This is a genomic window from Nocardia jiangxiensis NBRC 101359 (assembly GCF_000308615.1).
Taxonomy (GTDB): Bacteria; Actinomycetota; Actinomycetes; order Mycobacteriales; family Mycobacteriaceae; genus Nocardia; species Nocardia jiangxiensis.
Genome location: NZ_BAGB01000172.1, coordinates 44396 through 56637, shown reverse-complemented (window position 1 = coordinate 56637; position 12242 = coordinate 44396). Strand labels below are relative to the sequence as shown.

Sequence of the window (12242 nt, the reverse complement as noted above, 5' to 3'; positions counted from 1 at the left end):
CCGCCGTCGCATGTCATTGTCCGGCTGGGTAGTCGGTGGCGGCGGCCAGGTCGGTCTGGGCTTCGAAGCCTGCGATGCGGTGACGGAGGGTTTCGAGTGTGCTGGTCAGAGCTTGGGAGCCGAGTACCAGGCGCTGGGGTGCGGGTGTGGTGTCGACGCTGTCGATGATGGCGGCGGCCATGCGGGCGGGATCGCCGGGAGCCAGGCCGTTGGCGGGGTCGAGCATGCGGTGGAACGCGTGAGCGGGGTTGTCGTCGTACGCGGGCAGCGGATCGGCGATTTGTGCTCCCTTGTAACGGAATTCGGTGCGCGCGCCGCCGGGTTCGACGATGGTGACGCCGATGCCGAAGGGCGCGACTTCCTGGGCGACGGCTTCGGCGAAGCCCTCGATGCCCCATTTGGTGGCGTGGTAGAGCGAGTTGCCGGGGAACGCGACTTGTCCGCCGTAGCTGGACAATTGGATGATCCGTCCGCCTCCGGCGGTGCGCATGTGCGGGATGACGGCGCGGATCAGCTGGATCGAGGCGGTGAGGTTGGTGGCGATCATGTCGTCGATCTGTTGATCGGCGAGTTCCTCTGCGGCGCCGAACAATCCGTAACCGGCATTGCTGACCGCGACGTCGATGCGGCCGAAGTCCTCGACGGTGCGGTCGACCGCTGCGCGCAGTGCGGTGGTGTCGCGGACGTCGAGGAGTTCGGCGTGGAACCGGTGGGGATGTGCGGTGCGCAGGTCGGCCACGGCGTCGGGTTTGCGGACCGTCCCGACGACTCGGTCACCGCGGTCGAGTAGCTGTTCGGTGAGGCGGCGGCCGAAGCCGCTGCTCACGCCGGTGATCAGCCAGGTGCGTTCGGTCATGGGTGAGTTCTCCTTCACCGGGGAACCACGCGCATGGTGGTGCCGGCGGCGAGTGGGCTGTTGATCGAGTCGACGATCGAGGTGGCGTAGCGGCGGTACTTGTCGCGATAGGCGGCATCGACTCGATCGCCGACCGTGTCGTCGGCGTCGACGAACGTGACGTCCACGCCGAGGTTGGCGGCCCGCAGACGGCCCTCGTGGTGCGGACGGGTGGACCGGTACCAGGTCGCGGCCGGTCCGTTGACCGATCGGATGTAGACCTCGTCGCCGTCGCGGACCGCCCAGATGATCCGCGGTTTGGTGAGTGTTCCGTCGTCGCGGCGGGAGGAGATCTCGATCTCGTCGACGCGGGTGATCGTGTCGAGTTGCTCTCGGGTCCATGCGGTCATCGCGGCTCTCCTTCGAATCGACTGGGGGACTTGGGGATCGAACCGGCCGCCCGTTCACGACGGCCGGTGCGGGTCAGGCGCGGACGAGGATTTTGAGGGCTTCGCGGTCGTCCATGGCGCGGTAGCCCTCGGGGACGGTGTCGAGGTCGATCTCGCGATCGAAAACCTTGCCCGGGTGGACGCTGCCGTCGAGCACGCCCGGCAGCAGGGTGTCGATGTAGGCACGGGCGGGCGCGGGACCGCCGGTCAGGGTGATGTTCGGACCGAACAGGGTGCCGAAGCCGATCGGCGCGTCGGAGTATTGGGGGACCCCGACGCGGCTGATCACGCCGCCGGGGCGGACGACGCCGATGGCCTGCTGGTAGGCGGGCATATGTCCGACGGCCTCGATGACCACGTGGGTGCCGTCGCCGCGGGTGAGTTCGCGGACGGCGGCGATGCCCTCCTCGCCGCGTTCGGCGACGATGTCGGTGGCGCCGAACTCCCGTCCGAGGTCGGTGCGGTCCTTGTGGCGGCCCATGAGGATGATGTGCTGTGCGCCGAGTTGTTTGGCGGACAGCACGGCCAGCAGCCCGACCGCGCCGTCACCGATCACGGTGACCGAGGTGTCCGGACCGACGCGGCCCTTGACCGCGGCGTGGTAGCCGGTGCCGTAGACGTCGGACAGGGTCAGCAGGGACGGGATCAGCGGTGAGTCCTCGGCGACCGGGACCGGGACCAGGGTGCCGTCGGCCAGTGGTACGCGCACCGCTTCGGCCTGGCCGCCGTGGACGTCGCCGGCGTTCCAGAACCCGCCGTGTCGGCACGAGGTCTGCAGACCCTCGCGGCAGAAGTCGCAGGTGCCGTCCGACCACGCGAACGGTGCGATCACGAAATCGCCCTTACGCACCGTGTGCACATCGCTGCCGATGTCTTCGACGATGCCGACGAATTCGTGGCCCATGGAACTGCCCTCGGGAGTGGGCGGCATCGAGTGATAGGGGTGCAGGTCCGAGCCGCAGATGCAGCTGCGCACCACGCGCACGACCGCATCGGTCGGGTTCTGGATGATCGGATCGGGGACGTCGATGACCCGGACGTCGCCGGGGCCGTACATGTAGGTCGCTCGCATGATCAGTCTCCTGATGGTGTTCGGATGTATGTCGTTGTCGCTGTGGTGAACAGCGGCGTGCGCGGATCTCGCGGCCGCGATTCTGGGCTGGTTGTGCTGCTGGTCGGTGATCCGGACACCGAGGGCAGCTACACGTCAGCAACCTTCAGTGTTGCAGCTGTCCGGCAGGATCGAGCCGATGTTCACTCCGATCGCCGCGGCATTGCCGGGCGAAGGTCGGCGCATCGGTCGTGATCACACTTCGAGTACACGCCCTGAACCACGGTCGTGGGAGTTACGGATCTTCCAGGTAATCGCAGTACCTCCCTCGACCGGCCGTGGGCCGCCTACCGTGGAGACCATGGACGATCACCGAGTGCAGGTTCGGGAGTTCCTGACCTCCCGTCGTGCCCGCATCACTCCCGAACAGGCCGGACTACCCGCCTACGGGGGAAACCGCCGGGTTGCCGGATTGCGTCGCGAGGAAGTCGCCCTGCTGGCCGGGGTGAGCATCGATTACTACGTGCGGATGGAACGCGGCAACCTCGCCGGAGCCTCCGATGTCGTCCTGGACAACCTCGCGCGAGCCCTGCAACTCGACGATGCCGAACGCGCCCACCTGTTCGATCTCGCCCGCGCCGCGACCCCCACGCCGGCCCGGCAGCGGCGCTCGAAACCCGCCACCGGCATCACCCCGGGCCTGCGGCAACTCCTCGACGCCATCACCGACGCCCCGGCCTGGGTGCGCAACGCGCGCCACGACATGCTCGCCGCCAACCGCCTCGCCCGAGCGCTCTACGCGCCGATGCTCGCGGACCCGCGCCGCCCCGCCAACAACGCGCGCTTCATCTATCTCGACCCCGCCTCGCACGAGTTCTTCGACGACTGGGATCGCGCCGCGGACGATATCGCCGCGATGCTGCGCTCCGAGGCCGGACACAACCCGCACGACCGGCAACTGATCGAGCTGATCGGCGAATTGTCCACGTGCAGTGCGGAATTCCGGACCCGCTGGGCCGCGCACAACGTCCGTTTCCACCGCACCGGCCACAAGAACCTCCGCCACCCCGAAGTGGGCCGCCTCGAGCTGGACTTCGAAGCCATGGAATTCCCCGCGCACCCGGGCCTGACGCTGCTGGTCTACACCGCGCCCGCGGGCACTCCGTCCGCCGACGGCCTGCGGCTCCTGGCCTCCTGGGCCGCGACCGTCGACCAAGCCGACCAACAGGTCGCCCGCAACCTCGAGGAATGACTCAACTCGACGTATCGCTGGATCCGGGTGCAGCGCTGGTCAAGAGGGTGAACACCGCGTCCAGTTGATCGCGGGCCTGGTCGATCTCCGCTGTGCGCCCGGCGATGTGGTGCAGCAGCGCGCGCTGGAAGATCCCGTCGATGGTGACGTAGACGGTGGCCGAACTCAACGCGGGTGCGGCACTGGAGAATTCGCAGTAGCGCGAGACCACTCGCCAGATCATCTGTTCCCGGCGGGCGTCGATGTCGAGCACGTCGGCGCGGAAGGAGTCGTCGAACAGGCTCTGGTTGCGCAGGTCGTACCAGAGGCGGTGGACGGCGGCGTCGGCCTGCAGCGTGCCGAAGAAGGTCGCGGCGAATTCGGTGCGCAACTCATCGGCGCTGTCGGCCGCGGCGACGACCTCGTCGTATCGCGTGACGCAGACCGCCTCGTATTCGCGCACGGCGTGGGCGATCAGGTCGAGCTTGTCCGAGAAGTAGTAGTGCAGCACGCCGTGTGAGTACTCGGAGTTCTGCGCGATCTCCCGCAGGCTGGTGCGGGCATAGCCGAGTTCGGCCAGCGTGTGCAGGGTTGCCCTGGCCAGCTCGGTACGCCGTGCCTGGAACTTGTCGCGAGCGCGTTCTTCCACACGGGCTTTGGGGTCGGCGACCTGCGTCACGTCGATTCCTGTCGGCCGGGTCACGTCATATCTGTCCTGTGAGTGTAGCGGTGTCGGAGCGGCATCCTTTTGACGAGTGTCCAAGAAACTCTTGACGACTGTCAAGGAAAGTCTTGACGACTGTCAAGACTTCCACCTAGTGTGGCCTGCGACACATTGCTCGGTGACTGTGTCTCACATCGCACTCGCAAGCCCGCGACGCTTGCGGATCTCAATGAAGAGGTATCGATATGACGAGCTACAACCTGGCCGGACGAACCGCATTGGTGACCGGCGGGGCGCAGGGCCTGGGGGCGGGTATGGCGCAGGCGCTGGCGGCGGCGGGCGCTTCGGTGGCGATCGGCGATGTCAACGTCGACGGTGGTCAGCAGGCCGTCGAGGCCCTCCGTAAGACCGGGGTCAAGGCAGAGTTCGTCGCCTTCGACGTCACCGACGACGCGGCCTGGGAGGCTGCGGTCGGCACGACGGTGCAGGCCCTGGGCGGGCTGGATATCGTCGTGAACAACGCCGGTATCGAGGTCACGGATCTGCTGGTCGACCTGGATCCCGTCGCGGCGTCGAAGATGCTGGAGGTCAACCTGCTCGGTACGGCCCTGGGCATCAAGCACGCCTTTCGTGCGATGCGTCCCGGCGGCGCGGCCGGGAACGGCGGAGCGGTGGTCAACATCGCCTCGGTCGCCGCGACGATCGCATTCCCCGGCATCAGCATGTATTCGGCGACCAAATCCGGTATCGATCGTCTGACCAGGGTCGCCGCAGCCGAATCCGGCAAGCTCGGGTACGGCGTCCGGGTCAACTGCATCTACCCGGCGTTGACCCCGACCGCGATGGGTAACAAGCTCGCCGTCGACTGCGCCGAGCTCGGTCTGTTCCCCTCGCCCGAGGCCGCCGCGCAGGCGGTCGCCGAGCTGACCCCGCTCGGCCGCCTCGGCCAGATCGACGATATGGCCGACGCCGTGGTCTTCCTCGCCTCGGACGCGGCGAAGTTCATCACCGGAGCGGGCCTGCCCGTCGACGGCGGGATGGGCATGTAGCTCGGCAATTGCCTTTTACTGCAACAACTTTCACCGACACCAGAATTCTCCGAGGAGTTCAGCCATGCCTACCGACAAGCCCGTCGTCGTCTACGGAGCCTCCGGCTACACCGGCCGTCTGATCTGTGAGTACCTGCGCGAGTACAACATTCCGTTCCTGGCCGCCGGGCGCGACCACGGGCGCGTCAAGGCCGCGGTCGACGCCGTCCCCGGCATCGACACCGTCGACCACGAGATCGTCGAGGTCGAGCACACCACCGCCGCGTTGGCCGAGGCGTTCCGTGGCGCGGGCGTCGTGCTCAACACCGTCGGCCCCTTCGCCCGCTACGGCCACGAGGTCGTGCAGGCCTGTCTGGAGATCGGGGCCCACTACACCGATACCAACGGTGAGCAGAACTGGATGATCGATGCGGAGGCTCGGTACGGCGCCGACTTCGCCTCGCGCGGACTGCTTCTCACCCCGGGCCTGGCGCAGATGTATTCGATCGGTGAGATCGCCGCGAACATCTGTCTGGAGAATCCGGGCCTGGACACTCTCGACATCCAGGTGTTCTGGAAGGGCCACCCCACCGTGGCCTCGACCAACACCATCCTCACCAATGCAGCCTTCGCCAAGGCGTACTACCTCGAGCAGAACGAGTACGTCGAGTGGCCTCCCGAGGAGGGGCTGTACACGGTCAGCGTGCCCGGACAGCACGAACTCGGCCTGGCGCTGCCGTGGGGCGGCACCTCGCACCCGGTGTGGTTCAAGAACGATCCGCGCGTCGCCAACGCCCGCGCGCTGGGCGGTGTGTTCAATCGTCCACTGATGCAAGGTGTTCCGGTGCTGGTGGCCGCGGCGCTGCAGCAGATGGAGGGCAAGTCGGAGGAGGAGAAGTACCGGATCATCGACGAGCAGTCCGCGGCGATCCGCAGCGAGATGCCGCCGCGGGAGAATCCGCGGATCAACACCTCGCTGGATTCGGTGTACGCGTCGGGTCCGCTCGGACGCGCGCACTGCGTGATTCACGGCAACTGCAACTACAAGCAGACGGCCCTGCTCAACGCACACGCCGCCGCCGCACTGGTGCAGGCTGCGCCGCGGCGCGTCGGATTCGCTTCCAGCTGCCAGGCTTTCGGACACCGCGAACTGCTCGGGACGCTGCGGGCGTTCGGGCTCGTGCTGGATCCGATTGTCACCGTTCACCACTGAGGTCGACGATGCGTCTCGCGGATTATCTCGACAAGGGCGCGTCGCTCGGTCGTGCGGAACCCTGCCTCACGACCGGCGGCGTGACCGCCACCTACGGCGAAGTCCAGGATCGATCCGTCCGCATCGCCGGTGCGCTGCAGCACACCGGCGTCGGGGCGGGCGATCGGGTGGCGGTGCTGGCGGCCAACGACCCCCTCGCACTCACCTGCGTATTCGGCATATCCCGGGCAGGTGCGGTGTGGTGCCCGGTCAATCCTCGCAACGAGGCCGACGAGAACCGGCAGCTGTTCGATCTGTTCGGCTGTCGGCTGCTGTTCTTCCAGGAGAAGTTCGCCGGGCTCGTGGACCGGATCCGCGGAGATCTGCCACGCCTGGAATGGCTGGTCTGCCTCGACGGTGAGGTCGAGTGGGCGACGCGATTCGAGGATTGGGTCGCCGCACATCCCGCGGAACCCGACGAGTCGCGCCGACCCGAGGGCGGTCTGTGCATGCTGGCCGGCACCGGCGGCACCACCGGACGGCCGAAGGGTGTGCGCCTGACCGAGGACAACATGATGACCTCGACGGCGCTGGCGCTGATGAGCTATCCGTTCGGGGATCGGCCGAGGTATCTGGCGCTCGCGCCGCTGACCCATTCGGCGGGCGTGCTGACCTTTCCGATCCTGAGCCTCGGCGGTGAGGTCGTGATCATGTCCGCGCCCGATATCGGCGAGTTCCTCGCATTGATCGAGCGGCACCGCATCACGCACGCCTTCCTGCCGCCGACGGTGATCTACGGCGTCCTCGATCATCCGGATCTGGACGAGCGGGACCTGAGTTCGCTGCGATGCCTCTGGTACGGGGCGGCTCCGATGTCGCCGACCCGGCTGGAGGAGGCGCTGCGGCGGATCGGACCGGTGCTGGGCCAGCTGTTCGGACAGACCGAGGCGCCCAACATGATCGCCACACTGGCGCCGGGCGAGCACTTCCGCCCGGACGGGTCGGTGGCGACCGAGCGGCTCACCTCGGCGGGGCGGCCGACGCCGCTGACCACGGTCGCCATCATGGGCGAGCAGGGTGTGCTGCTTCCCCGGGGCGAGCGCGGTGAGATCGTCGTGCGCGGACCGCTGGTCATGGACGGTTATCACGAAAATCCGAAGGCGACAGCGGAAGTCGGCGCCTTCGGGTGGCACCACACCGGCGATATCGGCTATCTGAACGACGAGGGATTGCTGTTCGTCGTGGACCGCGCGAAGGACATGATCATCACCGGCGGGTTCAACGTCTACTCGGCGGAGGTGGAACAGGCTCTGCTGGCCCATCCCGCGGTGAAGGATTCGGCCGTGGTCGGGCTCCCCGATCCGAAATGGGGCGAACGCGTCACCGCCGCAGTCGAATTGCGCGTCGGTCAGCGGGTCGTGGGCGAGGAGATCATCGATTTCGTCAAGCAGCGGATCGGCAGTGTGAAGGCCCCCAAGGAGGTGGAGATCTGGTCGGAGCTGCCGCGTTCCAAAGTCGGCAAGATCCTCAAGGGCGAGGTTCGCGCGACGATGCTGGACACGCGTACGACCTGAGCATCTCCGCCGGTTCCCCGATCCGTGGACAGCGCCGTCCACGGATCGGGCGTCCGGTCTGTGCCGGTGCGATCAGAACGAGCCTCCGTGCCCGAACGAACCGGTGAACAACAAGCCGAGCAGACCGTGAAGCCCGTTGATCACGGCGCTGCCGGTGCCGAAGGGAGGAAACGGGGGCGGGACCGGGGAACCGTGCGGAAACATATGTGGTGACCTTCCAGGTTGAGCATTCGAACGCCAGTCACCCTGTCGGTGCTATTTCGGTGCGAGCTGTGGCCGATCTATGGCTGAGCTATGAGTATCGCCGACCGGGAGGCGGACGGTGAAGGCCGTGCATCCGGGGGCGCTGTCGACGGTGATCGTCCCGTCGTGCGCCTTGACCACCGCGGCGACGATGGACAAGCCGAGTCCGGTGCTGCCCGCGTGCCGGGATCGGGAGGAATCGCCGCGGGCGAACCGCTCGAAGATCTCCGGTCGCAGATCGTCGGGGATGCCGGGCCCGTTGTCGCACACACACCACACCGCACCGGCCCGTTCGTCGGTCCCCAGCGAGATGGTGACCATCGTGCCGGGCGGGGTGTGCACCCGGGCGTTGGTCAGCAGGTTGGCCAGGACCTGGTGCAGTCGCATGCTGTCGCCGTGGATCACGACCGGATCCTCCGGCAGGTCCAGATCCCAGGTCTTGTCCGGGGCGGCGATGTGCGCATCGGCGACCGCGTCCACGGTGAGCCGCGACAGATCCACCGGTTCGTGTCCGAGCGGGCGTCCGGCGTCCAGTTGGGCCAGCAGCAACATGTCCTCGACCAGATCCGACATTCGCCGGGCCGCGGCGTCCAGCCGCACCATCGCGGTGCCGATGAACGCGGGCACCAGGCTGCGATTGCGTTGCGCCAGTTCGGCATAGCCGCGGATGGCGGCCAGCGGGGTGCGCAACTCGTGGCCGGCATCGGCGAGGAACTGCCGCACCCGGGTCTCACTGGCGTGGCGCGCGGACAGTGCGTTCGCGATGTGGTCGAGCATCTTGTTGACCGCCGAACCCAGTTGGCCCACTTCGGTATTCGAGGCGGCGTCGGCGGCCGGGACCCGGACCGGCAGGGCCACCTCGCCGTGGTCCAATCGCAGATCGGCCACCTGGGCGGCGGTTCCGGCGACTCGTTCCAGGGGGACCAGGGCCCGTCGAATCACGAAGACCCCCACCGTGATCGAGACGATCAGGGCGACGACGGTGATGCCGCCGGAGATCATCAGCCCGCGCATCAGGGTCGCGTCGACCGCCGCCATCGGCAGTCCGGTGACCACCGTCGTGCCCCGCCACGTCGGATCGACCATCACCCGGTAGTTCCCGACACCGTCGAGGGTCACGGTGGTCGGGTGACCGATGACCGCGAGCGACGCGAGGCGGCTGCGGGCCCGATCCGACAGGTTTCTCGGTGTCCCGTCGAATCCCATCCGCCCGGCGGCCACGACCTCGCCGTGATCGATGATCGCGCCGAGGGCGCCCGGTTGAATTCCGCCGCGGCCCAGGAAGACCGGGCTCGGTTCGGGGGCCGGTGTGTCCGGCTGCGGGGACACCTGCGCCGAGTGTGTCGAGGTCCCACCCCCGCCCGCTGGTCCGGCATGTTGCGGCGAACCGCCCGGACCGGGTGGCGGCCCGCCGTCGTGCCCGCCCCCTCCGGGCGCGGCGGGAGTGTCGGTCGAGGGCTGATCCGACTGGGCGTTGCCCGGCGACACCGGTCCGCTCGCCGGATCGCCGGGATGCCGACCAGGGCCACCGGGCGCTCCCGGGGCCGTCGGTCTCGGTTCGCGTTCGGGTGCAACGGTATTCGGCTCCGGAGCATCGCTGCTGGAAGGCATCTGCTGCGCGGTGGGCGCCACGGTCACCGCAGGCGGTGCGGCGGTGACGGGCGACGTCGAGGGGGTGGCCTGCGCGGGCGGCGGCCCCAGCCGAGGCCCGCCACCCAGCTCCAGCAGCGCCCGATCCTGTAGGTCGACCACCTGCGCGTCCAGCTGATCCAGCACGAGTCTCTGCAGCCCGATCTCGCTGGCCACGCCGATGCCGACCACCACGGCCACCAGCAGCAGCCCCTGTCCGGTCAGCAGGCGCGTACGCAGCGACCAGCGTGTGCGCGGCCGGGACTCACGCCGGTTTGAGCACATAGCCCGCGCCGCGCATGGTGTGGATCATCGGGGCACGGCCGTTATCGATCTTCTTGCGCAGATACGAGACGTACAGCTCGACGACATTGGCTCGGCCGCCGAAGTCGTAGCTCCACACCTGTTCCAGGATGTGGGTCTTGCTCAGCACCCGTCGCGGGTTGCGCATGAACAGGCGCAGCAACTCGAATTCGGTGGCGGTCAACGTGACCGGCTCGCCGTCGCGGTGCACCTCGCGGCTGTGCTCGTCGAGCATCAGATCACCGACCAGCAGCCGGGCGCCGGGCTCCGGGGATTCGCCTCCCGAACGGCGCAGCAGCGCGCGCACCCGCAGCACCACCTCTTCGACACTGAACGGTTTGGTGACGTAGTCGTCGCCGCCGGCGGTGAGACCGGCGATGCGGTCCTGGACCGTGGCCTTGGCGGTGAGCAGCAGCACCGGTAGGTGGGGTTGGTGCTCCCGCATCCGGGTCAGCACCTCGAGACCTGTCATATCCGGCAGCATCACGTCCAGGATCACCACGTCGGGTCGCAATTCGCGGGCCTTCGCGACGGCGGTGCGCCCGTCGGCGGCCGTCACGACCTCCCACCCCGCGAAGCGCAACACCATCCCCATCATTTCGGTCAGCATCGCTTCGTCATCGACGAGTAGCACCGTCACGGGATCACGCTCGGCGTCGTGCGCAGCCGAGCGTTCGGTCGGGAAGGGGATGCCAGTCGCGTACACGCGGGACATTCTGGGGACGCAACCTCTGCGTCAGCTATCCCGCACCTGTGCGCACGCTGTGAAACAGGCGGGCTGCACATTTCCGCAGGTCGCCCGCCTGCGTGTTTCGTTCCTCGCAGTCCGCGAGGAGCGTGACCGAGGTCACGTCGATATCGGAATGTGAAAGCCTCGACGGAAATGCTGTAGGTAATTCACCGTGCCCGATTCGACTGTGCATCACCGTTGCCGTGAATATGCTCCAGCTGTGAATTCTTCCGGTGACTATGAATCGGCTGTGAATTCGCGACGATGATTCATCCGCTCGGTAATTTCGACGAGCATTCATGTATGCCATCGTGTTGCCCGCCGCCCGGCGTCATCGCCCGGCCGCGGGATGCCTTTCGGCCCTTATGGGCGACGGGCTCGCGTTGGGATGATGAACGCGTCGGCGGTCGCCGCATGTTTTCCGTTCGGCCGAAGTTGCGTGGTCGGTGCAGCTCAGCGCGGCGATTCGGTTAGCCTCATGGTGATATCCGGGCAACGAAGTGGCTGTCGGGTCTCCACACTCTGCGGCCGGTGTCGTGGGAACCCAGGAAGGGACCAGTGGACGAACGAGTACGGGGGCGGCTGCGTACGGCGGTAGCCGCGATCCGACGTTCACGCCGACACCACGACTGGGCACGCCAAGTGTGTGCGGCCTGTCGGGATGCCGTACCGGGCATCGATTCGGCGGCATTGGTGCTGTACGACGCGAACAGGTCCATGGACCTGCTGGGGGTGAGTGACGCGTTCGCCGAACTGATCGAGGACACTCAGGTCGTCGTGGGTGAAGGACCCGGGTGGACGGCATTCAGCACCGGCGCCACCGCAATGGTCGAGGACCTCGAAGCGGAGGGCGAACGGTGGCCGGTGTTCGTGCCCGAAGCCGCTCGTCTCGGGATCGGCGCGATGTTCGTGTTTCCGCTCCAGGTCGGTGGCATCCGGCTCGGTGTGCTGGATCTTTACCGCCGTCGACCGGGCGCCCTGTCGACCAGATCGACGACCGATGCGGCGCTGCTCGCGGCGTTGATCAGTTACGCCCTCATCGAAGAAGCCGCCGCCGTGAACGACGGCGCCGTCACCGGGCTCGACATTCCCCCGCTCGCGACAACTCGTCGAGATATCAACGTCGCGACGGGAATGATCGCCGCACAGATGGGTATCGCGATCGATGAGGCCTTCGTGCGTCTGCGAGCATTCGCTTTCGCCGCCGAACGGCCACTCCTGGACGTCGCGCGAGACGTCCTCGAACGGCGCGTAAACCTGGATGGGGCTGCCGAGTGAACGACGACAACACCGATTCGACGCGGAATCGTAAG

10 protein-coding genes and 1 pseudogene are annotated in these 12242 nt (G+C 67.5%); 5 read left to right on the top strand and 6 right to left on the bottom strand.

The window, feature by feature from the left end; all coding sequences use genetic code 11:
- Positions 1-13: 13 nt before the first annotated feature.
- The 3 genes from ON40_RS44800 to ON40_RS44790 all read right to left on the bottom strand — a co-directional run bounded on the left by ON40_RS44800 (position 14) and on the right by ON40_RS44790 (position 2356).
- Complete coding sequence (locus tag ON40_RS44800; protein WP_040831910.1) at positions 14-856, bottom strand: SDR family oxidoreductase; 843 nt, start codon at positions 854-856, stop codon at positions 14-16.
- A 14-nt stretch (positions 857-870) separates the two neighbouring features.
- The gene (locus ON40_RS44795) at positions 871-1245 is read right to left on the bottom strand and encodes a DUF2255 family protein (protein WP_040831909.1); all 375 of its coding nucleotides are present in this window, start codon (positions 1243-1245) and stop codon (positions 871-873) included.
- 73 nt (positions 1246-1318) lie between these two features.
- Positions 1319-2356 (bottom strand): zinc-dependent alcohol dehydrogenase family protein, encoded by a 1038-nt coding sequence (locus ON40_RS44790; protein WP_040831907.1) that lies wholly within the window; start codon positions 2354-2356, stop codon positions 1319-1321.
- A 340-nt stretch (positions 2357-2696) separates the two neighbouring features.
- On the opposite strand from ON40_RS44790, the gene ON40_RS44785 reads away from it, so the two are divergent.
- Positions 2697-3587 carry a helix-turn-helix transcriptional regulator gene (locus ON40_RS44785; RefSeq protein ID WP_040832094.1) on the top strand — a complete coding sequence of 297 codons (891 nt, stop codon included), beginning with the start codon at positions 2697-2699 and terminating at the stop codon, positions 3585-3587.
- Position 3588: 1 nt separating this feature from the next.
- On the opposite strand, the gene ON40_RS44780 is transcribed toward ON40_RS44785, so the two are convergent.
- The gene (locus ON40_RS44780) at positions 3589-4245 is read right to left on the bottom strand and encodes a TetR/AcrR family transcriptional regulator (protein WP_040832092.1); all 657 of its coding nucleotides are present in this window, start codon (positions 4243-4245) and stop codon (positions 3589-3591) included.
- A 230-nt stretch (positions 4246-4475) separates the two neighbouring features.
- On the opposite strand from ON40_RS44780, the gene ON40_RS44775 reads away from it, so the two are divergent.
- The 3 genes from ON40_RS44775 to ON40_RS44765 all read left to right on the top strand — a co-directional run bounded on the left by ON40_RS44775 (position 4476) and on the right by ON40_RS44765 (position 8024).
- On the top strand, positions 4476-5279 hold the full coding sequence (locus tag ON40_RS44775; protein WP_040831905.1) for an SDR family NAD(P)-dependent oxidoreductase: 804 nt from the start codon (positions 4476-4478) through the stop codon (positions 5277-5279).
- A 64-nt stretch (positions 5280-5343) separates the two neighbouring features.
- Positions 5344-6471: a DUF5938 domain-containing protein gene (locus ON40_RS44770; RefSeq protein ID WP_040831903.1), complete on the top strand. Its 1128-nt coding sequence runs from the start codon at positions 5344-5346 to the stop codon at positions 6469-6471.
- 8 nt (positions 6472-6479) lie between these two features.
- Positions 6480-8024 carry an AMP-binding protein gene (locus ON40_RS44765; RefSeq protein WP_040831902.1) on the top strand — a complete coding sequence of 515 codons (1545 nt, stop codon included), beginning with the start codon at positions 6480-6482 and terminating at the stop codon, positions 8022-8024.
- Positions 8025-8279: 255 nt separating this feature from the next.
- Here ON40_RS44765 and ON40_RS44760 read toward each other — a convergent pair.
- Both ON40_RS44760 and ON40_RS44755 read right to left on the bottom strand, forming a co-directional pair.
- Positions 8280-9620 (bottom strand): annotated as a pseudogene (locus tag ON40_RS44760) (sensor histidine kinase); the annotation flags it as partial.
- Between the two features lie 541 nt (positions 9621-10161).
- Positions 10162-10914 carry a response regulator transcription factor gene (locus ON40_RS44755; RefSeq protein ID WP_051194559.1) on the bottom strand — a complete coding sequence of 251 codons (753 nt, stop codon included), beginning with the start codon at positions 10912-10914 and terminating at the stop codon, positions 10162-10164.
- A 573-nt stretch (positions 10915-11487) separates the two neighbouring features.
- Between ON40_RS44755 and ON40_RS44750 the strand changes: the two genes are divergently transcribed.
- Positions 11488-12207, top strand: a complete 720-nt coding sequence (locus ON40_RS44750) for a GAF and ANTAR domain-containing protein (RefSeq protein WP_157186822.1) — start codon at positions 11488-11490, stop codon at positions 12205-12207.
- Positions 12208-12242 lie beyond the last annotated feature (35 nt).